Here is a 24760-nt window from a genome sequence, read left to right as displayed (position 1 = left end):
ACTGACAACGCTCCCGGGACGAGGCGCGCCGGCCTGGCTGATCACCACTACGTGTCGGGCGCGCCGTTCGACCTGTCGGACATCGTTCGGAACCTCTTGACGCTGCCCAGGGCGCGGACTGAAACTCTCGCCACACACTTCACCCGCGTGTAACGACAGGCCCCCCTGCAAGGGCTTGCCGTCGCCTCCTCGTCCTTCCGTTCCGCCTTGTCCGTCATCAGCCATGCCTCAGCAGGGAACCTCTCCATGACGCACGTCGCACGACTTCGCAGCCGCGCGAGACGCCGGGCGGGCCATCTCGCCGGACTGACCGCCGCGTCGATACTGCTCACCCTCGCCGGACCCACCGCCCCCGCTCAGGCGGCACCGGCGGCACCGGCGGCCGAGGCCGCGGACATCACCGACGGCCTGGCCCTGTGGTACAAGCTGGACGCAAGCTCCGGCGGCACGGTGACCGACGCCTCCGGCAACGGCCGCAGCGGCACGGTCAGCGGCACCGCCGACTGGTCGGCCTCCGGGCAGGGGCTCGCCTTCAACGGGTCGGACACCTACATCAAGGTGCCGGACGACGTCATGAAGGGCATGAACTCGATCACCGTCTCCATGGACGTACTGATCGACTCCGCCCAGAGCACGCCCTACTTCCTCTACGGCTTCGGCAACACCAGCGCGGGCAACGGCAACGGCTACCTGTTCACCACCGGCAACTCCTTCCGCACCTCCGTCGCGACGGGCAACTGGTCCACCGAGCAGACCACCAAGCCGTCCGACTCCCACAACCTGACCCGCGGCGTGTGGAAGCACATCACCTACGCCCAGACCGGCTCCACCGGCGTGCTCTACGAGGACGGCGCCGAGGTCGGCCGCAACACCTCGCTCACCACCACACCCGGCGCCATCGGCTCCGGCACCACCAAGGCCAACTACATCGGCAAGTCCGTATACGACGGCGACAAGCTCTTCAAGGGCCGGATACGCGACTTCCGGGTCTACGACCGCGCACTGGACGGCTCGGAGGTCGAGCAGCTCTCCCTCCCCGTAGCCACGCAGGGCGTAGCCGACGACAAGGACGCCCTGAGCCTCGGTGACATCAGCGGCGTCACCTCCGACCTGAACCTGCCGAAGACCGGCCCGGCCGGCGGCTCTTCCATCAGCTGGACCAGCGACAACCCGTCCGTGGTGTCGGACACCGGCAAGGTGACCCGGCCCGAGGCCGGCTCAGCGGACGGCCGCGCCACGCTCACGGCGACCCTGAAGAAGGGCACCGTCACCGGCACCAAGGCCTTCGACGTCACGGTCCGGCCCGCGCTCGACGACGCCGCCGCCACCCGGCAGGCGGCCGAGGCGCTCAGGGTCCACAACCTCGACGACGCCCGCGGCAACCTCACCCTGCCCAGGAGCGGCGCCTTCGGCACGGCCGTCACCTGGTCCTCGGCGAAGCCGGACGTCGTCTCCGCCGGCGGCGAGGTCCACCGCCCCGCGCACGGCGACGGCGCCACCACCGTCGAGCTGACCGCCACCGTCACCAAGGGCGAGGCCGAGGCGACCCGCGTCGTGACGGCCAAGGTGCCCGAACTGCCCGCCGAGGCGGCCCTCAAGGGCTACATGTTCAGCTACTTCACCGGCGAGGGCACCTCGGACGGCGAACAGCTCTACGCCGCCCTCAGCAAGGGCGACGACCCGCTGCACTGGCGCGAACTGAACGACGGCAAGCCGGTCCTCACCTCCACGCTCGGCGAGAAGGGCCTGCGCGACCCGTTCATCATCCGCTCCCCGGAGGGCGACAAGTTCTACCAGATCGCCACCGACCTCAGGATCTACGGCAACGGCGACTGGGACGCCTCCCAGCGCACCGGCAGCAAGTCCATCATGGTCTGGGAATCCACCGACCTGGTGCACTGGACGAACCAGCGCCTGGTCAAGGTCTCGCCCGACAGCGCCGGCAACACGTGGGCGCCGGAAGCCTTCTATGACGCCGAGCGCGGTGAGTACGTCGTCTTCTGGGCGTCGAAGCTGTACGACAACGCCGACCACTCCGGCGACACGTACAACCGCATGATGTACGCCACCACCCGCGACTTCCACACCCTCAGCGAGCCCAAGGTCTGGATCGACCGCGGCTACTCGGTCATCGACTCCACGATGATCCGCCACGACGGCACGTACTACCGCCTGTCCAAGGACGAGCGGAACAACACCTCCTCCACCCCCAACAGCAAGTTCATCTTCCAGGAGAAGAGCGACTCGCTCCTGAACCCGTCCTGGACCGCCGTCGCCGAGGGCATCGGCAAGGGCGCGATGAACGCCGCCGAGGGGCCGCTGGTGTTCAAGTCCAACACCGAGGAGAAGTGGTACGCGTTCCTCGACGAGTTCGGCGGCCGGGGCTACATCCCGTTCGAGACGACCGACCTCGACTCCGGCACCTGGACCCCCTCCACCGGCTACGACCTGCCCGCCAAGCCCCGGCACGGCACCGTGCTGCCGGTCACCCAGGCCGAGTACGACCGGCTGCTGCGCGCCTACCAGCCGGACCAGGTCGTGCGGAGCGTCGAGGACGTCTCCGTGAAGACCGCGATCGGCGAGGCGCCGGTGCTGCCGGCCACGGTGATCGCCGAGTACGCCGACGGCGTCAAGCGGCCTGTCTCCGTCGACTGGGAGGACGTCCCGGCGTCGAAGTACGCCCAGGCCGGCACCTTCACCGTCACCGGCAGCCTGCCGGGCGGCGCCGCGATCCCGGTCCGGGCCGAGGTCACCGTGTCCGACGAGGGACCGGACGTCCCGGCCGACCTGCTGCTGCACTACGACTTCGACGAGACCGGCGGCAGCATCGCCCGTGACTCCAGCGGACACGGCCACCACGGCACCTATGTGCGTACGCCCGAGTTCGGCACCGGTGTCGAGGGCGGCTCGTTCAAGATGTCCGGCGACTCCGACTCGCCGTACGTGAAGATCCCCAACGGTGTGCTGAAGAACGCCGACAGCGTGACGGTGTCGACGTACGCCAAGTGGAAGGGCGGCAGCGGCTTCCAGTGGCTGTTCGGGCTCGGACCCGACAGCGACAAGTACCTCTTCGCCACCCCGTCCAACGGCGGCTCCAGCCTCTACTCGGCCATCACGAAGGCCAGTTGGTCGGCGGAGTCGAAGCTGACGGCCGGCTCGCAGCTCACGCCCGGCCAGTGGCGGCACGTCACGGTCACACTGGACGGCGCCACCGGCACGATGGTCCTCTACGCCGACGGCGTCGAGGCGGCCCGCACGACGACCACCATCAAACCGTCCGAGCTGTACGACGCGGCCAAGGACTACAGCGGCTACATCGGCCGCTCCCTGTACACGGCCGACCCGTACTTCGGTGGCGAGGTCGACGACTTCCGCGTCTACGACCGTGCCCTCACCGGCGCCGAGGTCATGGAACTCAGCGGCAACACCGCGGGCATCGCCAAGGCGACCCACCCGGAGCTCAAGGTCGACGCGCTCATCGACAACGCGAGCGGCACGATCACCCTGCCGATGAAGGCCGGCACCGATCTCACCGCGCTGGCACCGGAGTTCTCGCTCGCCGAGGGCGCGACGATCAGCCCCGCCTCCGGCAGCGTGCAGGACTTCACCCAGCCGGTGACGTACGAGGTCACCGGGTCGGACGGCAAGGAGCGCACCTGGAAGGTCTCGGCGCTGATCATGAAGACCCCGGTCCTGCCGGGCCTGAACGCCGACCCGAACATCGTGCGCTTCGGCGACACCTTCTACATCTACCCGACGACCGACGGCTTCGAGGGCTGGAGCGGCACGCAGTTCAAGGCCTACTCCTCCACCGACCTGGTCCACTGGAAGGACCACGGCGTCATCCTCGACCTGGGGCCGGACGTCAGCTGGGCCGACAGCCGGGCCTGGGCGCCGGCGATGACGGAGAAGGACGGGAAGTACTACTTCTACTTCTGCGCCGACGCGAACATCGGCGTCGCGGTGTCCGACTCGCCCACCGGGCCGTTCAAGGACGCCCTGGGCAAGCCGCTGCTGAAGGCCGGTGACTTCCGCGGCCAGATGATCGACCCGGCGGTCTTCACCGACGACGACGGCAAGCAGTACCTCTACTGGGGCAACGGCCGCGCCTACGTCGTCCCGCTGAACGACGACATGACCTCCATCGACACCTCGCAGGTCAAGGACATCACCCCGAGCGGCTACAACGAGGGCACCTTCGTCATCAAGCGCAAGGGCACCTACTACTTCATGTGGTCGGAGAACGACACCCGGGACGAGAACTACCGCGTCGCCTACGCGACCGGCCCCTCGCCCACCGGCCCGTGGACCAAGCAGGGCGTGATCCTGGAGAAGGACCTCTCCCTGGGCATCAAGGGCCCGGGCCACCACTCCGTCGTCCACGTCCCGAACACCGACGACTGGTACATCGCCTACCACCGCTTCGCCATCCCCGGCGGTGACGGCACCCACCGCGAAACCACCATCGACAAGCTGGAGTTCGGCTCCGACGGCCTGATCGAGAAGGTTGTTCCCACGCTCGGCGGCATCGACCCGGTCACCGTCGTCCACGCCGGGCCGGACGCCACCGGTGCCGAGGGCGAGGCGATCACGCTGGCCGGCACCGTCTCCGGGGCCGGCACCTCCGAGTGGACCGTCCAGGACGGCGCCCCGTGCACCGTCAAGGACCCCTCGGCGGCCCGGACGACCCTCACCTGCACCGACGACGGCACCTTCCAGGTCACCCTGACCGGCGGGCGCGGCAGCGACACGGCGACGGTGAAGGTCTCGAACGTCGCCCCGTCGATCACCGCCGCCAAGGGCCCCGGCTCGCCCGTCCCGGCGGGCAGGACCGCCGTCGTCACGGCGTCCTTCGACGATCCCGGCTCTGCCGACGGCCACACCTGCAAGGTCGACTGGAAGGACGGCAGCACGCCGACGACCGGCACGGTCACCGACTCCGGCTGCCGCGCAGCGCACGTCTACGACGACGCGGGCATCCACCGCCCGGTCGTCACGGTCACCGACGACGACGAGGGCACGGACAGCACCACGCTCGCGGAGCTGATCGTCTACGACCGTGCCGCCGGGCCCGCTGCCGGCGCCGGCACCCTCACCTCGCCGGCTGGTGCCTACCCGGCCAAGCCGGGGCTGACCGGCAAGGCGGCGTTCACCTTGGCCGCCCAGTACCGGAAGGGAGCCACCGCCCCCACCGGCAAGGTCACGTTCGTCTTCGGCTCGGCCCGGCTCACCTTCCGCTCGACCGCCTCGGACTGGCTCGTGGTGAACGGCTCACAGGCCGTCTACCAGGGCACCGGCACGGTCGGCGGCAAGGGCGGCTACGCCTTCAGAGTCACCGCCACCGACGGCCCGGACACCTTCCGCGTCAAGATCTGGAAGAAGTCCACCGGCGATGTCGTCTACGACAACAAGACCGGCGCCAGGACGAAGGGCATGGTCACCATCGGGAACCGGCAGTAACGGCTCCCGGCCTCCCGCAGCTGCCGGGCGGTCAGGGTCGCCTCAAGACGTCGTTCAGACCGGCTGGGTGCGGGTCAGCCGCGCCAGCCGGTCGGCGATGACGCCGGTCACCTCGGCCTGCCGCTCCATGAGGTAGAAGTGCCCGCCCGGCATGGTGAACCGCTCGAACGCGCCGGTGGTCTGCTCGGCCCACGCGTCGACGTCCCCGTGCGGCACCTTGGGGTCGTCCTGGCCGTTCAGCGCGATCACGGGGCAGCTCAGCGGCGGGCCCGGACGGTACGGATAGCTCTCCACGGCCTCGTAGTCGGCGCGGATCACCGGCAGCGCGAGCTCCAGCAGTTCCTCGTGGTCGAAGACACGCGGGTCGGTGCCGCCCAGCTTACGCATCTGCTCGATGAGCGTCCGGCCGTCCGGGCGCTCGCCGAACTCCCGCCGATGGCGGGTCGGGGCGACCCGGCCCGACACGAACAGCGCGACCGGCGGACGGCCCGCGGCCTGAAGGCGCCGCGCCACCTCGAACCCCAGCATCGCTCCCAGACTGTGCCCGAACACGGCCATTCCGCGGTCGCTCCACGGCGTCAGCTCGGCGACCAGGGCCTTGGCGAGGTCGTCGATCCGCGTCAGCAGCCGCTCGTGCCCGCGGTCCATCCGCCCGGGTACTGCACGGCGAGGGTGTCGATCCGCGGTCCGAGTGCCTTGGCCAGCCCGGCGTAGAAAGGCGCCGAACCGCCCGCGTGCGGGAGGCACAGCAGCCGGAGCGGTGCGTCAGGTGCGGGCGAGTACCGCCGTATCCACGGGGAGGTGGGAGAACTGCCGGCTGCGGTCATGTAACTCCTCGGTTCTGTGGTGCAGATGGTCGTGCGCCCACAGGACAGTCCCTGACGCCGCCTCACATCGACCAAGCGAAAGCCAGGGATGAGGTGCCGATCCGCCGTACTGGTCCGACGAACAAGTGATCCACATTTTTCGGATGCGCGCCGGCGAGGGACAGACGCTTGGCCTGGAAGAAACGTCGGGCGGGCTCGGCGTTCCGCCGAGCCCGCCACGCCGGCTCCCTACCGGAGCCCGGCTCGTGTCACACCGTCAGCGCCGCAGTGTCAGCAGACCCGGACGGTAGGGCCAGTGGCCGTACTCGCCACCGGAGTTGGGACTGCGTCCCTGGTAGAGGAACTGCAGGTTGCAGGGATCGACGGTGAACGTCTGATCGGCGCTGGTGCGGATCAGTTCGCCATGGCTGATGTCGTTGGTCCAGGTGGCGCCGCTGTTGGCCTTGCCCGCGAAGGGATTGCTCTCAGTCGCGGCCTGGGGTGTCCATGAGCCGTTCAGGCTGGTGGCCGTGAACGAGCGGAAGTAGCGGCCCTGCGAACCCCTCGCCTCGACGATCATGAGGTAGCGGTTCTGGCCCTGGAGCTTGTAGACCTGCGGGGCTTCGAACAGGTTGTCCGCCGTATCGCTCATGATCGTGGTGTAGTTCGAGCCGAAACTGCCCGGGAAGTTCCCGATCGGCATGCTGGCCCGGTAGATCTTGCCGTTGTCACCGGCGAAGAACAGGTACATGTTCGTGCCGTCGGCGATGAGCGTCTGGTCGATGGGGCCTGTTCCGGAGTCGGAGATGCTTCCGGAGAAGAGCACTTTCTGTGCTGACCAGCCATTGGGGTTGGTGGGGTCGCTCGACGTCCGGTAGGAGAAGGCGCTCCCACCGCCCCACTGGTAGGCGAGCACCCAGATGTTCTTCGGCGCGAAGTAGAAGAGCGTGGGCGCGACAGTAGAGGCCGACATCGTGTTCTGGCCGGCCGAGGCCATCTCCGGCCAGTTGGTGAACAGGCCGAAGTTCATCGAACCCCAGCCCGCTCCGGTTCCCGCGGCGCCGTGCGTCGTCGCATAGACGAGGTGCTTGCCGTTGTAGGGGGCGACGGTGAAGTCCTTGAGCGAGGCCCACCCGGCCTTGGGCTGCGCCAGCGCGCCCGTCGATGTCCAGCGGTATGTCGACGGAAGGTTGCACTGGCCGGGGTTGTCGCCGCCGACCTTGACGAGCTGCCACTGCTGGTTGGTGCCGCCCCAGTCGTCGTACTGGACGATGTTCCCGTTGTCGGCGGTGGAGGCGCCTTGTACTTCGAGGGCCTTGTTGCTGTGGCGCGCGATGAGCCTCACGTGGCCGTCCGAGCTGTCGGCCAGCCGCCACTGCTGGTTGGTGGCGTTCAGGTCGGTCCACTGGACGATCGAGCCGCCGTTCGCGGTGGACCAGTTGTGGACGTCCAGGACCTTGCCGGAGTGGCGGGACTTGATGCGGTAGTAGCCGCCCCCGGAATCGACGAACTGCCACTGCTGCTGGGCCTGATCGTTCCTGGTCCACTGGGTGATGCGGGCGCCGTCGTTGGTCGCCATGTTGTGGACGTCCAGGGCTTTGCCGCTGTTGCGGTTGACCAGCACATACGAGGCGTTGGGGTCCACGGTCGCCGCGGCGGCGGGCTGGGCGCCGAGGAAGGTGGCCATGAGCAGCAAGGGCGCAAGGACGGCGAGTAAGTGTCTCAGGCGGACCGGGGACGGAGGGCGAAACCACATCAGAGGGCACTCCTTTGGGGGGCGGGGGTGAGGTGACCCCGATGAACCGTGGAGCGGGGGACTGCCGGGCGGGGAAGATCTCGAAACTTTTCGAAGAATTCCCGGAAGCTTTGACGCCACAAGCTAGGAATGTCGGGCCCTCTGGTCAAGCCCTGTCACGGAACTGTCCACAAACAGCGCCCCGCCCCGGCCCCAGGGCACCCTGCGGCGTGGCGCCCGGGTTCGCCGTCCCGCTCGTGGGACCGAATGTTTCGGGTGAGAAATCGAAACTTCTTCTGCGGAGAGTATTGACGACCCATCGTTAATACCTCAATCATCCGTGTCTGAGAACCCGGCCGTAGTTCGATATGCCGAACCGTGTCGGCCCTGGGCAATCCGTGCCGCACGGCAGATCCACGCACAGCCGCACGACAGATCCGCGCACCGAAGCACCTGCGCCATCCCGTCACGTTCCGGTGAGGTTCGCACCAGCGCATCTGGCTCTTCACACCGTCCGAGAGGTACGCGATGCCGCGCGGCGGTCCCCCGTCCGTAGGAGCGGACGACGCACCCCCCCTGCGCTTCAGTCCTTCCGTGATCCCTACCTTGGAGGCACAGTCATGGGCTCGTACGCCCCACCCAGACCCGTTATCCGCCGGAAGATCCGCGGCCTGCTGCTGGCGCTGGTCGCCGGCGTCCTCGGTGTGGTCGCCGTACTGGTCGCGCCGCCGACCGCACACGCCGCCGAGAACACGCTCGGCGCCGCGGCGGCGCAGAGCGGCCGCTACTTCGGCACCGCCATCGCCTCGGGGAGGCTGGGCGACTCGGCGTACACGACGATCGCGGGCCGTGAGTTCAACTCGGTGACGGCCGAGAACGAGATGAAGATCGACGCCACCGAACCGCAGCGGGGCCAGTTCAACTTCACCGCCGCCGACCGCGTCTACAACTGGGCGGTGCAGAACGGCAAGCAGGTGCGCGGCCACACCCTGGCCTGGCACTCCCAGCAGCCCGGCTGGATGCAGAGCCTCAGCGGCAGCGCGCTGCGCCAGGCGATGATCGGCCACATCAACGGCGTGATGGCCCACTACAAAGGCAAGATCGCCCAGTGGGACGTCGTGAACGAGGCCTTCGCCGACGGCAGTTCGGGAGCCCGGCGCGACTCCAACCTGCAACGCACCGGCAACGACTGGATCGAGGTCGCCTTCCGCACCGCGCGCGCCGCCGACCCGGCCGCCAAGCTCTGCTACAACGACTACAACGTCGAGAACTGGACCTGGGCCAAGACCCAGGCCATGTACGCCATGGTCCGGGACTTCAAGCAGCGCGGCGTGCCGATCGACTGCGTCGGCTTCCAGTCGCACTTCAACAGCGGCAGCCCCTACCACAGCAACTTCCGCACCACCCTGCAGAACTTCGCCGCCCTCGGCGTCGACGTGGCCATCACCGAACTCGACATCCAGGGCGCCTCGGCCACGACCTACGCCAACGTGACCAACGACTGCCTGGCCGTCCCGCGCTGCCTCGGCATCACCGTCTGGGGAGTGCGCGACACCGACTCCTGGCGCCCGGGGGACACGCCGCTGCTGTTCAACGGCAACGGCAGCAAGAAGCCCGCCTACACCGCCGTCCTCAACGCACTCAACGGCGGCTCCACCACACCCCCTGCGAATGCGGGGCCGGTCAGGGGCGTCGGTTCGGGCCGCTGCCTGGACGTGCCCGGCAGCAGTACCACCGACGGCACCCAGCTCCGGCTGTGGGACTGCAACAACGGCACCAACCAGCAGTGGACGCACACCGCCGCCGGCGAGCTCAGGGTCTACGGCAACAAGTGCCTGGACGCAGCCGGCAACGGCAACGGCACCAAGGTCCAGATCTACAGCTGCTGGGGCGGCGACAACCAGAAATGGCGCCTCAACTCCGACGGATCGATCGTCGGGGTCCAGTCCGGCCTCTGCCTCGACGCCGTCGGAGCCGGCACCGCCAACGGCACCCTGATCCAGCTCTACTCCTGCTCGAACGGCGGCAACCAGCGCTGGACCCGCACCTGATGGGACCTGCCACGAACGAAAGGGTGAGTCGATGAAGACCTACGGTGCGGCTTCCCCCGCCCCGCCACGCAGGCATCGCTGGTGGTCCCGGGTCGCCGCCGTGGCGGCGGCGACCCTCGCGATCGGCATGCTCACCGCGGTGAACCCGGCGCCCGCCGAGGCGGCGACGGTGGACACCAACGCCTGGTACGTCCTGGTCAATCGCAACAGCGGCAAGGCGCTGGACGTCCCCGGCACGTCCACCGCCGACGGCGCGCGGGTCAGTCAGTGGACGCGCACCGACGCAGCCAACCAGCAGTGGCAGTTCGTGGACTCCGGCGGCGGCTTCTACCGCCTCAAAGCCCGGCATTCGGGCAAGGTCCTCGACGTGGCCGGCGCCTCCACCGCGGACGGTGCCGCGATCCAGCAGTGGGCCGACCACAACGGGGCCAACCAGCAGTTCCGCCTGGCCGACTCCGACGCTGGCCACGTCCGGCTGATCAACCGCACCAGCAGCAAGGCCGTGGAGGTCCAGGGCGCCTCCACCGCCGACGGCGGCAACGTCGTCCAGTACTCCGACTGGGGCGGCGCCAACCAGCAATGGCAGATGGTCAAACTGTCGTCCGGTGGCGGCGGCGGATGCGGCAGCGCCCCGACTCTCACGAGCGGCACGCACACGATCCAGAGCGGCGGCAAGAGCCGCAGCTTCATCCTCAGGGTCCCCGCCAACTACGACAACACCCACCGCTACCGGCTGATCTTCGCGTTCCACTGGCGGGGCGGAACCGCCGGCGACGTCGCCTCCGGCGGCACGAGCGGGAACGCCTGGTCCTACTACGGCCAGCAGCAACAGTCGAACAACAGCGCCATCCTCGTCGCCCCCCAGGGCCTCGGCAACGGCTGGGCCAACGCGGGCGGTGAGGACGTCACCTTCGTCGACGACATGATCCGGCGCATCGAGGGCGGCCTCTGTGTCAACCCGGCACAGCGCTTCGCCACGGGATTCAGCTGGGGCGGCGGTATGAGCTACGCACTCGCATGCAGCCGGGCGAACGCCTTCCGGGCCGTCGCGGTCATCTCCGGCGCCCAGATCAGCGGATGCAGCGGCGGCAACCAGCCCATCGCCTACTTCGGGATCCACGGCATCAGCGACAACGTCCTCAACATCGGACAAGGACGGTCCCTGCGCGACACATTCGTCCGCAACAACGGCTGCACCCCCCAGAGCCCGCGCGAGCCGGCACCGGGCAGCCGAACGCACATCACCACCGCCTACTCGGGCTGCCGTGCCGGATACCCGGTTCAATGGGCCGCGTTCGACGGAGGCCACATACCCGGCCCGGTCGACGGCTCCTCCGGCGAGAGCGGCGTCACCACCTGGACCAAGGCTGAGATCTGGAGGTTCTTCGCCCAGTTCCAGTGACAGGCCCGCACCACGGCGTGGGGCCAGGACAATCCTGGCCCCACGCCGCGGACGTCTGCCCCAGCCCAGGTCGAGAATTCCGTCCGGCCCGGCAGCGACGTTCCGCAGCGCGGAGCCGAAGGCGGCGGATGGCCTGGAAACGACAGGTCGGCCTGGAACCGTCCCCCGCTCTGAACGGGCGACCGCCTGACTGGATGTTTGTCCGGTACCCGCGTGCCGCCGTACGGGTGACGGGTTCACTCGACCCGACGGACGGGGTCCGGCCCGCGTACCACCGGTGTGCGGCGCCGCGTTTGCCCGGCATGGACAGCACGGAGACGGCGCGGCGCCTTCCCGGGAACGACGCCGCGCCCCGCTCGTACGCCGAACTCACCAGCGGATACGCGGGACATCCGCCGATCTACGCGGCTCTGGTCGCCGAGTGGGAGGCCAGGGGCCACACGGTCCCCGAGCACCGCGACGGCCAGTGGGTCTCCTTCGCCGCGCCGGCCGAGAGCGAGACCTGGACCGCCGTCACCTCGTGGACCGCCGGCCGGCACATGGGCCCGGTCGTCCCCGCCGCCGCTCACCCGGCTGCCGGCCGGCACGCGGCTCCGGCCGCCCCCGCCGGCACCCGCCCTGCCTCCGGCCGCCACCCGGGGACGGCGGGGCCCTCTTCCGGAGCCCGCCTCACCAGCCGTCCAGCACCACCGGCTCCGCGCTGACCGGCGCCAGCACCGCGAGGGTTCCGCTGGCCTCCCGCAGGGCCGATTCGAGCGTGCCCGGGGCGTGCAGCGTGCCGGTCCCGTCCGGCGGGACGAGCCACTCCAGGCGGCCGGCGGGCCGGTACGGCGGCGGCACGGCGACCCAGGAACCCCGGCCGACGTGCCGCACACCGAAGCCGATCCATTCGCTGACCGGATCGGGCGGCAGGAAGAACCCCACTCTGCGGGCCGCGCAGTCCACCAGGGTCGGGCCGGGCACCTTCAGCGGGTCGCGCCACAGGATGTCCAGCGCGAGCAGGCCGAGCCGGTCGGGGACGCTGAGCACGTCCCAATACCGCCCGGCCTCCACAAGCACCGTTCCCGCGCCGTAGTCCCACTCCCGCTTGCACTCCTGGGGGTCCGTGGCGGCCGCGGCGAGCCACTCGACGGCTTGCTTCCACATGACGCTCTGCATGGCCACCCCAGCACAGTCGGCGGCGCCGCGGTCGGGCGCGCACTGGACACGGGCCGGTGACCCGCGGGGTTCCGCGCGCCGCCCGGCCGTAGCCATGCTCGTAGATATTTCTACGGGCCGGAAGGGGTGGCGTGGTCTGGCGTTTGGGTCGGGCACGTCCCGGTCGAAAGCGGGCACGCGAAGGTACGTCCCGTAACGCCGCGATCAACTTCGCGCACGTCTCGTACGGCTGTCACCAGCGGGGGAGCCTCAGTTCGTACTCCGGCTGGAACCTCTGCATGTAGCCGGTGTCGTCCCGGCTGCGCATCCCCGAGTCGACGTATCGCCGGTGCAGTCGCTCCAGCCGGTCGTGGTCGAGCTCGACACCCAGCCCCGGTCCGGTGGGCACCTTGACCTCCCCGTCGCGTAGTTCCAGTACGCCCGGGACGATCACGTCGTCCGCCGAGTTCCACGGGTAGTGCGTGTCGCAGGAGTGGTCGAGGTTGGGGATGGCCGCGGCGACATGGGTCATCGCGGCCAGACTGATGCCCAGGTGCGAGTTGGAGTGCATCGACAGGGCGAGCCCGAACGCCTCGCACACGGCAGCCAGTTCGCGGGTGCGGCGCAGCCCGCCCCAGTAGTGGTGGTCGGTGAGCAGGACCTGGACGGCGTGCCGCTCGACGGCCGGCCTCAGATGCTCCCAGGCGATCACGCACATGTTGGTCGCCAGCGGCATGGGGGAGTCCTTCGCGACCTCCGCCATGCCGGGGATGCCCTTGGTCGGGTCCTCCAAGTACTCCAGCACGCCTTCGAGTTCACGGGCGACGTACTTCGACGTCTCGACCGTCCACGCCACGTTCGGGTCGAGGCGCAGCGGCTGCCCGGGGAAGGCCTCCGCCAGGGCGCGTATCGCGGCGATCTCCTCGTCGGGCGGGAAGACACCGCCCTTGAGCTTGAACGACTTGAAGCCGTAGCGCTCCTGCATCAGCCGGGCCTGTTCGACGATGCCGGCCGGGTCGAGGGCCGCGCCCCAGTCGTCGCCGATCGCCGCACGGCCGTCGAGGGCGGGGTGTTCGGCCCACTTGTAGAAGAGGTACGCGGCGAACGGCACCGAGTCCCGGACCGTGCCGCCCAGCAGGTCGCTGACCGGACGGCCGAGCAGCTTGCCCTGCGCGTCGAGACAGGCCACCTCCACCGCGGAGGTGGTCCAGCCGCGCTCGTGGGAACTGGGCACGGTCGGCAGCAGCGCCGCGTCGATCGCGGCGGCCACGGCGGTGGTGTCGAACACGTCCATGCCGGCCACCACCTTCGCGGCGGCGTGCAGCCGCTCCAGCCGGGCCGCCCCGCCCGGCGACTCGCCGAGACCCACCGTGCCGTCCTCCAGGACCAGTTGGAGGATGACCCGCAGGGCCAGCGGTTCGTGCACACCGTTGGAGTTGAGCAGCGGCGGGTCGCCGAACGCGATCGGGGTGATGATCAGCTCACGGATGCGTGCGGAGCTCATGCGCCGGCCACCTCCAGTCCGTGGTCGAGGAGTTCGGACAGCCGGGCGACATGCTCCGGTGTCGGATCGAGCAGCGGCGCGCGTACGCCGCCGACGTCCAGGCCCCGCAGGGTCACCCCGGCCTTGACGAGTGACACGGCGTACCCGGGGACCTCGTCGCGCAGGGCGACGAGCGGACCGTAGAACTCGTCGAGGAGCCGGGAGACCAGGGCGTCGTCGTCCGCGGCGAGGGCCCGGTGGAAGGCCAGGGCGATCTCCGGGGCGAAGGCGAACACCGCCGAGGAGTACAGCTCCACGCCGATGCCCTGGTAGGCGGGCGCGGTCATCTCGGCGGTGGGCAGCCCGTTGAAGAACTGGAAGTCCTCCGTGCCCGGCACGGCCCGCACCGCCCGGACGATGCGGTGCATCCGCTCGATGTCCCCGATGCCGTCCTTCAGGCCGACGACCCCCGGCAGGGCGGCGATCTGGGCAGCCGTCTGTGCCGTGAGCCGGGCGGTGCCGCGCTGGTAGAAGACGACGGGCAGGTCCGTGGCCGCGGTGACTTCCTCGACGTACCGCACGAGGCCCTGCTGCGGGGCGCTGACCAGGTAGGGCGGCAGCAGCAGGATGCCGTCGGCACCGGCGCGTTCGACCCGGGCGGCCTGATCCCTGGCGACCGGCGTGGGACCGCCGGCCGCCGCGAGGACCGGCACCCGTCCGGCCGTGGTCTTGACGGCGACCAGGGTGGCCCGCTCGATCTCCTCGGACGACAGCGCGTGGAACTCTCCGGTGCCGCAGGCGACGAACACACCTCCCGCGCCCGCGGCGACACCCGACTCGATGTGCTGGGCCAGCCGTTCCTCGTCCAGTGAACCGTCCGCCGCGAACGGCGTGACCGGGAAGAACAGCACTCCGTGGAACTTCATGTCTCCCTCATTTGTGGGGGGTTGGGGGATCAGCCCTTGGTGGCCCCGGCGGCGATGCCGGTGACCAGCGAGCGCTGGAGGAGCAGATAGACGATCAGGCTGGGGATGAGAGCGATGACCGCACCGGCCAGCACCACCCCGGAGCCGACCTCGGGGTCGGTGCGCAGGATGGACAGGGCGACGGTGACCGTGTAGTCGGTGGGATCCTTGGCGGCGATCAGGGGCAGCAGGTACTGGTCCCAGATCATGATGAAGCCAAGCACCCCGGCCACGCCGAGCGCGGGCTTGCACAGCGGCAGGATGATCTGCCACAGCATCCGCAGTTCGCCGACGCCGTCGAGGCGGGCCGCCTCCTCGATCTCGGTGGGGATGTCCCGCATGAACTCGGTCAGCATCATCACCGAGAAGCCCCAGGCGCCCAGCGGCAGGATGACGCCCCAGACCGTGCCCTTGAGATCCAGGTGGACCACCGGCACGTCACCGAGGACCAGCGACAGAGGGATCGCGATGACCTCCTCCGGCAGCATCAGCGTCATCATGAACAGCATCATGACCAGCGCCTGGCCGCGGAACCGGTGCCGGGCCAGCGCGTACGCGGCGAGCGTGCACACCACGAGCTGGAGCAGCAGCCCGCCGCCCGCGATGACCAGCGAGTTGCCGAGGTAGTCCCAGATGCCGCGCTCGCCCGCCACCGTGAAGTTCGACAGCGTGCTGCCGTGCGGCAGGAACGACAGTGAGGAGCCGCTGGGGTTGGTGGTGAAGGCCCCCGAGAAGATCGTCAGGAACGGCGCCGCGAAGACGGCGAGGGCGATCAGACAGAGCAGGACGCGCAGGGCCCAGGCGAGACCGGGTCCGTCGTTCCAGCCGAGGGCGGTGTCGAAGCGGGCCGGGGTGGTCCGCTGCGCCTTGGTGCTCCGTCCGGCCGGGGTGTCAGGGGCCGCCGGCCGGACGGGGTCGATGACGGGGGCGCTCATCGCGCTCCTCCCCTCTTGCGGAGGTGGTTGACCATGACGGTGAGCAGCAGCGTCACGCAGAGCAGGACGACCGAAGCCGCGGAGGCGCCGCCGATGTCGTTGCGGGTGAAACCCAGGGTGTAGGCGCGGGTCATCCACACGTCGGTGGACCCGGCGGGGCCGCCGCCGGTGAGGACGTAGACCTCGGTGAACACGCGCAGTCCACGGATCGTGGCGAGCGTGAGCACGATCATGAGCGCCGGACGGATCGCGGGAAGCGTGACGTAGCGCAGCCGCTGCCACAGCGAGACGCCGTCCATCGCCGCCGCCTCGTACAGCGAGCGGTCCACGCCCGCGAGACCGGCGAGGAAGATCACCATGTTGTACGGGGCCCAGATCCAGATGCCCATGGCCATAGTCGAGTACAGCGCGATGTCCGGGTTGTCGAGGAACGGGACCGGCCCGAGGCCGAGGAGATGCAGGCCGCTGTTGAGGAGGCCGTCGGAGGTCGGGTAGTACATCAGCCGCCACAGCTCGCCGACGACCGCGGTGGCCGTGACGGCGGGCAGGAAGACGGCGGTACGGAGGATCCTCAGCGAGCGGGCCTGGCCCTCGAGCAGCAGGGCGAGGGCGAACCCGAGCAGGATCGCGCCGACCGCCTGGCCTATGCCCAGGATCAGGGTGTGCCCGATGGCGTCCTGGAAGCGGTGGTCGGTCAGGACCCTCGTGTAGTTGTCGAGGCCGATCCACTGGTCGCCGAGGAAAGGCCGCACGTCGAAGAAGCTGAGCCGGATGCCCTTGACCATCGGCCAGAACTTGAAGACGAGGGCGAGCAGCAGGCCCGGAGCCAGGAAGAGCCAGGGGACGACGGCCTTCTTGCTGAAGGCCCTTTTGCCGGGGCTTCTGCGTGCCGCGGGGGCGGGGACGGTAGCGGTCATTTCAGCAGGTCCTGGTCCTTGAGGTCGCCGGCGAGGGTGTCGTTGAGCGCCTTGAGCTGTGAGCGGACGTCACCGCCGCAGTACGTGAAGATCGAGTTGAGCGCGTCGGCGGTGTCCTGCTTGATCGGGGCGAAGTCCGGCGCGTTGGGGAACTGCTCGGAGGCGTCCTCGTAGGCCTTCTGTACGACACTCCAGCGGGCGTCCTTCGTGACCTTCGCCGCGTCCAGCGTGGAGTTCACGGGGATGCGGACGACGGGCTGGTGACCGTCGACACTGGTCATGGCGATCTTCTGGCCCTCGGGCGAGACCAGGAACGCGGCCAGCGCCAGCTCCTGCTTGTCCTTGCCGGTCTTGGCGCCGAGGTAGACGTTCTCGCCGTCGGCCAGCACATCGCCGCCGGCCGGGCCCGCGGGAGCCGGGACGACCTCGTACGTGTCCTTGCCGAGCGTGCCGTCGAAGGTGGTCATGTTGTACGGACCGGTCATGTACATCCCGGCGTTGCCGTCCTGGAAGTTGGTGGCCGTCGACGTCACGGCGGTGAGCGCGCCGGGCTGGACGACACCCTTCCTGCCGCAGAAGAGGTTGTCCTTCATCCAGGTCACGGTGTCGACCGCGGCGGCCGAGTCCATGGCGGCGGCGTACTTGCCCTGGCCGGCCGACTCGATGATCTTCGCGCCGCCCTGCCACAGGAAGCTCGCGCCCCACCAGGCCGCGTAACCGTTCTGCGCGCTGCCCGGCACGACCATGCCGTAGGTGTCGGCCTTGCCGTCGCCGTCGGGGTCCTTCGTGGCGAAGGCCTTGGCGACGGAGAGCATCTCCTGCCAGGTCGTCGGCGCCTTCAGGCCGAGCTTCTTCAGCCAGTCCGTGCGGATCATCAGGGTCTGGGCCTGCCGGGAATAGGGAACGCCGTAGTGCTTCCTGTCGATGCCCACCGTGGACGACCAGGACTTGTCGGTGATCTGGTCGCCGCCGGTGATCGACGCGGGGTCGATCGGCTTGAGCAGGCCCTGGCTCTGGTAGCTGCCCATCAGCGCCGTGTCGTTGATCATGACGTCCGGCAGGTCCTTGGTGGACGCCCGGCTCTGGAGCTGCTGGTCGAAGTTGATGACCGGCTGGTAGTCGATCTTGATGCCGGTCTTCTTGGTGAAGGCGGCGAAGACCCGGTCGTAGGTGGCGGCCGAGTCCGGATTGCTCCGGGTCCAGACCTCCAGTGTGTTCGGGTCACCGCTGCCGGCGCTGCCGGAACCGGCGTCGCAGGCGGCCGTTCCGAACATGAGCCCCGAGACGGCGAGCACGGCAGCCAGGCGGTGCACGCGGCGGAGCCGCATATCGATGCTGCGTCGGCGATCCCGCATGGGTGGTCTCCGTTCATATCCGTGAACTCACTTCACGAATCTAAATGATCGGCCAAGCTACGGATCGTTTCGTCGGCATGTCAAGACATGGCTGAAAGTTTTCACCGACGACACACGACGCCCAGGGACACCGAGGAAACAGCGACGGCCCCCACCGGATCATCCGGTGGGGGCCGTCCGAAAATGACTGGTGCCCGGGTCAGGCCTGACGTTCGGCGTTCTTCTTCTTGATCCGCTCCGCTTCCTTGCGGACCTCCGCCTGAGTGGTGCGCTCCCGCTCGAGCCACTCGGGGCCTTCCTGCTTCAGCGCCTCGATCTGCTCGGTGGTGAGGGGCTCGGTGACGCCCGCGCGGGCGAGGCCGGCGATGGAGACGCCGAGCTTCGCGGCGACCACCGGCCGGGGGTGCGGGCCGTTGAGCCGCAAGTCCTGCAGCCACTGCGGCGGGTTCGCCTGGAGCTCGTTCAGCTCGGCGCGCGAGACGACACCCTCCCGGAACTCGGCGGGTGTGGCCTCGAGGTACACACCCAGCTTCTTCGCCGCGGTAGCGGGCTTCATCGTCTGGGTGCTCTGGTGCGACGTCATGGAGACCAGCGTATCGAGCGTGTGCACGCCCCCTGACCACGGCCGGTAACCTGGCCCGGTGACAGGCTCGGATGAAACCCCCTCGTTCCGGCTCGCCTACGTCCCCGGGGTGATGCCCGACAAGTGGGTGCGCATCTGGAACGAGCGGCAGCCCGGCGTCCCGCTGATCCTCACCCAGGTGCCCGCCGGAGCCGCGGCCGAACGGCTGCGCGGCGGGGAGGCCGACGCGGGTCTCGTACGGATGCCCGTCGACCGGACGGTCTTCAGCGCCATCTCCCTCTACACCGAGCAGACGGTCGTCGTCGTGCCCAAGGACCACCTGGTCACGGCCGTCGACGAGGTGGCGCCGGAAGACCTGGCCGACGACATCGTGCTGCATCCCCTCGACGACGTCCTCGACTGGCGGAGCCTCCCCGGGCGGCCCGCCCTCGAACGGCCCGCCACCACCGCCGACGCCGTCGAACTGGTCGCGGCGGGCATCGGCGTCCTCGTCGTCCCGCTGTCGCTCGCCCGCCTCCACCACCGCAAGGACCTGACCCACCGGCCCCTCAAGGACGCCCCCGAGTCGAGCGTGGCCCTGGCCTGGCCCGAGGACGCGAAGACGGACCAGGTCGAGGACTTCATCGGCATCGTCCGCGGCCGCACGGCCAACAGCACCCGGGGCCGCCAGCAGCCTCCCGCGCAGGACAAGCCCCAGCGCGACGATCGCCGCAAGCCGCAGCCCGCCAGGTCGCCGGGCGCGAACCGGCGCGGATCCTCCGGCGGTACCTCGAAGGGCGGCAAGCGGGGCAAGCCCCGCCGCCGCTCCTGACCCCCGGCTCCCGCGCCTATCCCGCCGAGGGCGACGGCAGGAGTGCGTTCGGAGCCTCCGTGCGCAGGTCCTCGATGTCCTTGGGGATCTTCAGGGTCAGCACGGGCGAGCCCGGCTGTGGGGGCGGCGGTGTGGTCATCTCCTGGGGCATCTTGGGCGGGCTGGTCTGCATGAGGTTGACCTGCTCGTGGTTGACCAGGCCGGTCTTCTCCAGGATCGTGATGTGGTCCAGCACGGTGGAGTTGGCCTGGTCGGCGAGCTGACGTACCAGTGTGTTCCTCGTGTTGGCGCGGATCTTGGCGATCGTAGAGAAGATCTGGCCGTGGGTGACCCGCATGATGCTCGTCGCGGTCGAGTCGAACTCCTGCCCCTGCGCGCCCTCCACGGTCGCCACGAACTGCTGTTGCTGCGGCGACGCCTGGTTGGGAAGCGTGATGCCCAGCTCGGGGGCGACCCTGCGGCACGCGGCGTCGAGCCGCCCGTGTCCGACGACCAGGTGCTCGCCGGCCTCCTTCATCGCGGCCGACCCGCCGCGCTGCATGACCAGGAGCCCCAGGGGGTGCTCCCACAGCCCGGCCGCGCGCACCTTGACCACGAAGTCGCGGTCCGCCTCGGTCAGCGGCCCGTACTGGGTGTTGGCGATGATCCGGTCCTGGCCGGAAGCCGTGTTCTGCACGCCCAGCATGCTCGGGTAGGCGAGCGCGGTCAGCGTAAGGATCAACGCTCCGCCCACGAACGCGGTTCCTGCCGTGCTGCGCGAGATGCGCATCGTGCCTCCTGGGATATGAACGGCCCAACAGCAAGAGGTACGGATGCCAGGAGCGAAACAATCACCCCCGCCGCAAAAAAGTTCGGGCGTGTGCGGCGCCCACCACGGACGTCGCACACCCCTCGTCCGGCAGGTGCTCAGGGCTGGTACGAAGCAGCCCCCGCCGTCGCCACCACCATGTCCCCGTCCGCCCGGCTCAGCAGCCCGGCCGTCACCCACGCGTTCACCACGGACCGCACCCGGGCCACCAGCGCCCCCTTGTTCCTGAACGGCGCCCCGGCCCAGATCTCGTCCAGGAGCGTGGTGCCGTCGGCCTTCGCCGGGTTGGCGACCCCCGAGTCCCGGCCGCCGAACACGACCTTCGGCTCGGCACGCCGGAAGTAGGCGTGCGTCGGATCCTCCGTCCCCTCCGCGAACGGCACCCACTCCCTTCCGCCCAGGGTGAAGTGCAGCGGCTTGCCCGGCACCGGCGCGAGGGAGGCCGACAGATCGCCCGACAGGCCGGCGTCGCGATACAGCCCGACCTTCAGGTACTCCGTGGCGGGGTCCCGGGCGACCAGGTTGACCGGGCCGTGGAAGAGGGTCTGCAGGGACGGATCGTCCAGCGCCTTCTCCACCCGCGTCCGGAACGGCATGGCGATCCGGACGGTGTCGCCGGCCCGCCAGCTCCGGGACACGTCGAAGTAGGCGCCCGGCTTCGGAGTCCCGGACACCGCACGCCCGTTGACGGTCACCCGGAACCCGGCCGTCGCCCAGGACGGCACGCGCAGCCGCAGCGTGAAGGAGGCGCGACGGCCCCCGAAGGTCAGCGTGCTGCCCTGCTCCTGAGGGAAGCGGGTGGACTGCGTGACCGTCACGCCCTTCTCCACCCAGGTCAGGGTGGACGGGCTGTACAGGTTGACGTACAGGGCGCTGCCGTCGGCCTTCACGAAGTACACCGAGTCCTGGTACTTCGTGGCGCTCTCCATGCCGGTGCCCTCGCAGCAGGTCGTGCCCTGCTTGGGCGTGTAGTCCCGGACATGACCGGGCGACAGCCCGATGAAGTACGTGACGAGTGGCTTCTCCGCGTCCGGCTTGTCCTGCTTCGAGCCGAGCACCTGGTTGTACAGGGCCCGCTCGTAGTAGTCCATGTACTTCGGGTCCTGCTCGTGGAAGAACAGGGTCCGGCTCAGCTTGAGCATGTTGTACGCGCAGCAGGTCTCGGCCGTGGTCGGGCTGATCGTGCCCGCGATCACGTCCCGCGCCTTCCAGAACTCCTGGGTGCTGGTGCCGCCGATGCCGTACATGCGGTGCGGGACGACCATGTCCCAGAAGTTCCTCGCCGACGTGAGATAGCGCTCTTCGCCCGTCTCGTCGTACAGCCGCACATAGCCGGTGAAGATGGGGATGTGCTGGTTGGCGTGCAGCCCGTCGAGGACGTCGGTGTTCGCGGCGCACGCGTCGATCAGCCGGTCCAGGTCGAACAGCTTGGCCAGCGCGAGGTGTTCGGCCTTGCCGGTGATCGTGTGCAGATCGCAGATCGCCTCGACGATGCCGCCGAACTCGCCGCTGGAGAAGATCCCCCACATGCGCTGCAGCGTGGCCTCAGGCAGCTTCGACAGCCGGGAGTACATCCAGTCGCACATGCCGGACGCGAGGTCGAGGGCCCGGTGGTCGTCGGTGGCGGTGTACGCGTCGAGCAGGCCCCGGAGGATCTTGTGCGCGGTGTAGTACGGCGCCCACACCTTGGTGTAGTCGGAGGTGGTCCTCGACTCCAGGTCGATGAACTGCGTCTCCGGGTACGCCGCGAGGAACCCGGGGTGGCTGGGTCCGCCCCAGGTGCGGCGCAGTGTGGCGGTCAGGCCCCGGCCGGAGGAGTCCGCGAAGGTCCCGCCGGCCGTCTCGTCGAAGGCGTACGAGGCCAGGTCGCCCCGGCCGGTCGAGGCGTCGGCGGCCCGGCGGCTCTGCAACTGGGTGATCTCGGCGGCGGTCAGCGCCCGCGAGAAGACGTTGAACTCCTCGTAGGCGCCCGCGAAGACGGGGTCGGCCGAGTAGTTCGAGCGGCCCAGCCAGTTGTTCTTCAGCGTGCCGAGAGCCGCCGGGGTGAGGCTCATCGCCGTGTTGCGCGCCACTGCGGTGCCGTTGACGTACAGCGTGCCGGTGCCGCCCCCGATCGTGACCGCCAGGTGGCTCCACTGGTTCAGCGGCAGCGCGGCCGTGCCGTTCAGGCCCTGCTCACCACCGGCTCCTGACGTGGTGACGGCGAAGCGCGGCACCCCGGCCTGGTTGCGTGCGGCCAGGTACAGGTAGCGGCTGGTGTCGTCGCCGAAGTCGAAGACGCGGGTCCAGTCGGCGTCGTGCGTGGGCCGGACCCAGACGGAGAGGGTGATCGCCGAGGCCCCGCCGAGCACGGCGGCCGGCAGGTCCACGTACTGGTAGGAGCCGCGGACCTGATCCGCGGCGGCCCCGAACTTCCCTGCGACGCTCAGCACCGCCGGATCCCGCCGCAGTGCCGCGCGCACCTCGGTCAGCGCCCCGACCATGGTGGTGATCCGGTCGGCGAACACCTGCTCCTTCGTGCCGCGGTACGCCTGCGCCAGCATGGTCAGGAAGTGGCCGGTGTAGTGGCCCCGCAGGTTGCCGTTGGCCTCGCCGTCCAGGCCCTCCCAGCCGCCGGGCGCGACCGCGCCGCCCGTGGCCAGACCGGCGTTGGCGCGGAACACCTGGAGCAGCCGGTTCACGTCGTAGCCGCGGGCGTGATCCAGCATCAGCCTCCGCTTGTCGGCGAAGACGCCCTGCCCGAGGCTCACGTCCTCCAGCCCGAAGGGCCGTACGGTCCAGGCGGACGGGCTGTCGGCGGCGGCGGAGACGGGAGCCGCCGCGGCCCGTCCCGTCGCCGCCTGCGACAGCCCGGGGACGGTGGCGGCGGCGGTGGCGGCTTGAAGAAGGAATCGTCTGGAGAGGGGCCGTGCCATGTGTGCTCCTCCAAGGGTCCATGGTGATCAGGAGCGTTCTCCTGGTCGATATCCCGAACGCTGTGCGGATGATCGACCAGACCCTAGGGAGGGGACGGGGGAGCGTCAACGGGTCGGGAGAGGCGAGTTCAGGAAAGACCGGCGGAGTTCACGAGCCAGTCGTAGGCGGACCGCGCCGTGAACTCCTCCTGGCCGCCTCGCAGAAGAAGACCGGCGGTGCCAAACTCCGGTGCGTCCGCCTGTGCCGGGACGTACGGGATCGCGAGGCACCGCATGCCGGCCGCGTGCGCGGCGGCGACGCCCGGGGCGGCGTCCTCCAGTACGACGCAGTCGGACGGGGCCGCGCCCAGCCTGCGGGCCGCCTCCAGGAAGACGTCCGGAGCCGGCTTGCCGTGCGCGACCTCGTCGGCGGAGACCACGGTGTGCAGATGCGCGCCCAGCCCGGTTCCGCTCAGCACCGCCGCGATGGCCTGCGGGGACGAGCCCGAGGCCACGGCCATCGGCACGCCCTCGGCCGCGAGCAGTTCGACGAAGGTGCGCATCTCCGGGTAGGCGCGCGTGGCGCTGCGGGCCAGCTCCAGGTAGCGGCGGTTCTTGGCGGCGAGCAGTTCGTCCATCGAGGCGGGCAGCCGGTAGCGGTCCTTCCAGTCGGCGACCGTCTCCTGCGTGCTGATGCCGACGTACCGCTCGTGGTCCGCCCAGGTGAAGTCGTGGACGCCGTACGCGGCGAGCGTCTGACGGCCTGCCTCGTAGTAGTGCGGCTCGCTGTCCACGAGCGTCCCGTCGAGATCGAAGATGACCGATATTCCGCGGAGCTTGCTCATACCGCCATCGTCTCAAAGATCATCCGCGGGCCGGTCGCCCCATCGACTCCACCAGCGGAAGCAGCCGGTGGGACACGCGCTCGCGCAGCGCGACCTCGGTACGGGTGCGCACCACCCCGGGCATGCTGATCAGCTTCTGGACGACGTCCTCCAGGTGCGCGTTGTCCCGCGCCACCACCCGGGCCAGCAGATCCCCGCCGCCCGTGATCGAGAACGCCTCGACGATCTCCGGCACCGCCGCGAGCGCGTCGCCCACCTCGTCGAGATGGCCCTGGGTGACCTCGACGTGCACGAACGCCAGCACCGGATGCCCGAGCGCGGCGGGGGAGAGGGCCGGTGCGGTGCCGGTGATCACGCCGTCGCGCTCCAGCCGGTCGAGCCGGGCCTGAAGGGTGCCCCGGGCGACACCGAGGATCCGGGCGTACTCGCGCACGCTCGTGCGCGGCTGCTCCAGCAGCAACCGCAGGATGCGGGTGTCGAGCTCGTCCACGGGCACGGCGCGTCCTCCTCGTCCGTTGGCTCTGTCACGGCCGATTCCAGACCGCTTCCGCTGTACCAATGGACCAGTCTAGA

At 69.7% G+C, this 24760-nt stretch carries 18 protein-coding genes; 5 read left to right on the top strand and 13 right to left on the bottom strand.

Annotated features, from left to right (window positions below; genetic code table 11):
* The first annotated feature begins 246 nt into the window (after positions 1-246).
* The gene (locus CEB94_RS05795) at positions 247-5460 is read left to right on the top strand and encodes a family 43 glycosylhydrolase (protein WP_175431138.1); all 5214 of its coding nucleotides are present in this window, start codon (positions 247-249) and stop codon (positions 5458-5460) included.
* A 54-nt stretch (positions 5461-5514) separates the two neighbouring features.
* On the opposite strand, the gene CEB94_RS05790 is transcribed toward CEB94_RS05795, so the two are convergent.
* Positions 5515-6207: a thioesterase II family protein gene (locus tag CEB94_RS05790; protein ID WP_342789589.1), complete on the bottom strand. Its 693-nt coding sequence runs from the start codon at positions 6205-6207 to the stop codon at positions 5515-5517.
* 336 nt (positions 6208-6543) lie between these two features.
* Positions 6544-8022, bottom strand: coding sequence for a non-reducing end alpha-L-arabinofuranosidase family hydrolase (locus CEB94_RS05780; RefSeq protein WP_175431135.1), 1479 nt, complete (start codon positions 8020-8022; stop codon positions 6544-6546).
* A 599-nt stretch (positions 8023-8621) separates the two neighbouring features.
* Here CEB94_RS05780 and CEB94_RS05775 point away from each other — a divergent pair.
* The 3 genes from CEB94_RS05775 to CEB94_RS40750 all read left to right on the top strand — a co-directional run bounded on the left by CEB94_RS05775 (position 8622) and on the right by CEB94_RS40750 (position 12158).
* On the top strand, positions 8622-10052 hold the full coding sequence (locus CEB94_RS05775; protein WP_175431134.1) for an endo-1,4-beta-xylanase: 1431 nt from the start codon (positions 8622-8624) through the stop codon (positions 10050-10052).
* 31 nt (positions 10053-10083) lie between these two features.
* Complete coding sequence (locus CEB94_RS05770) at positions 10084-11454, top strand: RICIN domain-containing protein (protein ID WP_175431133.1); 1371 nt, start codon at positions 10084-10086, stop codon at positions 11452-11454.
* A 302-nt stretch (positions 11455-11756) separates the two neighbouring features.
* Positions 11757-12158, top strand: a complete 402-nt coding sequence (locus tag CEB94_RS40750) for a hypothetical protein (protein WP_246111733.1) — start codon at positions 11757-11759, stop codon at positions 12156-12158.
* Here the strand turns inward: CEB94_RS40750 and CEB94_RS05760 are convergent.
* The 7 genes from CEB94_RS05760 to CEB94_RS05730 all read right to left on the bottom strand — a co-directional run bounded on the left by CEB94_RS05760 (position 12124) and on the right by CEB94_RS05730 (position 18829).
* Positions 12124-12612 (bottom strand): hypothetical protein, encoded by a 489-nt coding sequence (locus CEB94_RS05760; RefSeq protein WP_175436905.1) that lies wholly within the window; start codon positions 12610-12612, stop codon positions 12124-12126. The genes CEB94_RS40750 and CEB94_RS05760 overlap by 35 nt on opposite strands.
* A 232-nt stretch (positions 12613-12844) precedes the next feature.
* A complete protein-coding gene (locus tag CEB94_RS05755; protein ID WP_175431132.1) occupies positions 12845-14095 on the bottom strand; it encodes a glucarate dehydratase family protein in 1251 nt (416 codons plus the stop codon).
* The gene (locus tag CEB94_RS05750) at positions 14092-15000 is read right to left on the bottom strand and encodes a 5-dehydro-4-deoxyglucarate dehydratase (protein ID WP_175431131.1); all 909 of its coding nucleotides are present in this window, start codon (positions 14998-15000) and stop codon (positions 14092-14094) included. Before CEB94_RS05750 ends, CEB94_RS05755 begins: the two co-directional genes overlap by 4 nt.
* A 29-nt stretch (positions 15001-15029) precedes the next feature.
* A complete protein-coding gene (locus CEB94_RS05745) occupies positions 15030-15974 on the bottom strand; it encodes a carbohydrate ABC transporter permease (protein WP_175431130.1) in 945 nt (314 codons plus the stop codon).
* Positions 15971-16891: a carbohydrate ABC transporter permease gene (locus CEB94_RS05740; protein WP_175431129.1), complete on the bottom strand. Its 921-nt coding sequence runs from the start codon at positions 16889-16891 to the stop codon at positions 15971-15973. The genes CEB94_RS05745 and CEB94_RS05740 overlap by 4 nt, the downstream gene beginning before the upstream one ends.
* Positions 16888-18246 carry a sugar ABC transporter substrate-binding protein gene (locus tag CEB94_RS05735; protein ID WP_246111732.1) on the bottom strand — a complete coding sequence of 453 codons (1359 nt, stop codon included), beginning with the start codon at positions 18244-18246 and terminating at the stop codon, positions 16888-16890. The genes CEB94_RS05740 and CEB94_RS05735 overlap by 4 nt, the downstream gene beginning before the upstream one ends.
* Before the next feature lie 199 nt (positions 18247-18445).
* Positions 18446-18829, bottom strand: a complete 384-nt coding sequence (locus tag CEB94_RS05730) for a DUF5997 family protein (RefSeq protein ID WP_175431128.1) — start codon at positions 18827-18829, stop codon at positions 18446-18448.
* 58 nt (positions 18830-18887) lie between these two features.
* Here CEB94_RS05730 and CEB94_RS05725 point away from each other — a divergent pair, with 58 nt between their 5' ends.
* Positions 18888-19640: a LysR family substrate-binding domain-containing protein gene (locus CEB94_RS05725; protein WP_175431127.1), complete on the top strand. Its 753-nt coding sequence runs from the start codon at positions 18888-18890 to the stop codon at positions 19638-19640.
* A 16-nt stretch (positions 19641-19656) separates the two neighbouring features.
* On the opposite strand, the gene CEB94_RS05720 is transcribed toward CEB94_RS05725, so the two are convergent.
* The 4 genes from CEB94_RS05720 to CEB94_RS05705 all read right to left on the bottom strand — a co-directional run bounded on the left by CEB94_RS05720 (position 19657) and on the right by CEB94_RS05705 (position 24683).
* On the bottom strand, positions 19657-20409 hold the full coding sequence (locus CEB94_RS05720; RefSeq protein ID WP_175431126.1) for a DUF4142 domain-containing protein: 753 nt from the start codon (positions 20407-20409) through the stop codon (positions 19657-19659).
* A gap of 137 nt (positions 20410-20546) precedes the next feature.
* Positions 20547-23363, bottom strand: coding sequence for a beta-L-arabinofuranosidase domain-containing protein (locus CEB94_RS05715; protein WP_175431125.1), 2817 nt, complete (start codon positions 23361-23363; stop codon positions 20547-20549).
* Between the two features lie 128 nt (positions 23364-23491).
* Positions 23492-24187 (bottom strand): HAD family hydrolase, encoded by a 696-nt coding sequence (locus tag CEB94_RS05710; RefSeq protein WP_175431124.1) that lies wholly within the window; start codon positions 24185-24187, stop codon positions 23492-23494.
* 19 nt (positions 24188-24206) lie between these two features.
* A complete protein-coding gene (locus CEB94_RS05705; RefSeq protein WP_175431123.1) occupies positions 24207-24683 on the bottom strand; it encodes an Lrp/AsnC family transcriptional regulator in 477 nt (158 codons plus the stop codon).
* Positions 24684-24760: the final 77 nt, after the last annotated feature.

Source organism: Streptomyces hawaiiensis, from assembly GCF_004803895.1.
Lineage (GTDB): Bacteria > Actinomycetota > Actinomycetes > Streptomycetales > Streptomycetaceae > Streptomyces > Streptomyces hawaiiensis.
This window is presented reverse-complemented; position numbering and strand designations above follow the sequence as displayed.

What these genes read in the sequence shown, in the direction of transcription:
- CEB94_RS05735 (WP_246111732.1), bottom strand. Translation starts at nt 18,246, where the DNA reads ATGCGGGATCGCCGACGCAGCATCGATATGCGGCTCCGCCGCGTGCAC.
- CEB94_RS05745 (WP_175431130.1), bottom strand. Translation starts at nt 15,974, where the DNA reads ATGAGCGCCCCCGTCATCGACCCCGTCCGGCCGGCGGCCCCTGACACC.
- CEB94_RS05730 (WP_175431128.1), bottom strand. Translation starts at nt 18,829, where the DNA reads ATGACGTCGCACCAGAGCACCCAGACGATGAAGCCCGCTACCGCGGCG.
- CEB94_RS05775 (WP_175431134.1), top strand. Translation starts at nt 8,622, where the DNA reads ATGGGCTCGTACGCCCCACCCAGACCCGTTATCCGCCGGAAGATCCGC.
- CEB94_RS05795 (WP_175431138.1), top strand. Translation starts at nt 247, where the DNA reads ATGACGCACGTCGCACGACTTCGCAGCCGCGCGAGACGCCGGGCGGGC.
- CEB94_RS05750 (WP_175431131.1), bottom strand. Translation starts at nt 15,000, where the DNA reads ATGAAGTTCCACGGAGTGCTGTTCTTCCCGGTCACGCCGTTCGCGGCG.
- CEB94_RS05760 (WP_175436905.1), bottom strand. Translation starts at nt 12,612, where the DNA reads ATGCAGAGCGTCATGTGGAAGCAAGCCGTCGAGTGGCTCGCCGCGGCC.
- CEB94_RS05780 (WP_175431135.1), bottom strand. Translation starts at nt 8,022, where the DNA reads ATGTGGTTTCGCCCTCCGTCCCCGGTCCGCCTGAGACACTTACTCGCC.
- CEB94_RS05770 (WP_175431133.1), top strand. Translation starts at nt 10,084, where the DNA reads ATGAAGACCTACGGTGCGGCTTCCCCCGCCCCGCCACGCAGGCATCGC.
- CEB94_RS05715 (WP_175431125.1), bottom strand. Translation starts at nt 23,363, where the DNA reads ATGGCACGGCCCCTCTCCAGACGATTCCTTCTTCAAGCCGCCACCGCC.
- CEB94_RS40750 (WP_246111733.1), top strand. Translation starts at nt 11,757, where the DNA reads ATGGACAGCACGGAGACGGCGCGGCGCCTTCCCGGGAACGACGCCGCG.
- CEB94_RS05740 (WP_175431129.1), bottom strand. Translation starts at nt 16,891, where the DNA reads ATGACCGCTACCGTCCCCGCCCCCGCGGCACGCAGAAGCCCCGGCAAA.
- CEB94_RS05710 (WP_175431124.1), bottom strand. Translation starts at nt 24,187, where the DNA reads ATGAGCAAGCTCCGCGGAATATCGGTCATCTTCGATCTCGACGGGACG.
- CEB94_RS05720 (WP_175431126.1), bottom strand. Translation starts at nt 20,409, where the DNA reads ATGCGCATCTCGCGCAGCACGGCAGGAACCGCGTTCGTGGGCGGAGCG.
- CEB94_RS05755 (WP_175431132.1), bottom strand. Translation starts at nt 14,095, where the DNA reads ATGAGCTCCGCACGCATCCGTGAGCTGATCATCACCCCGATCGCGTTC.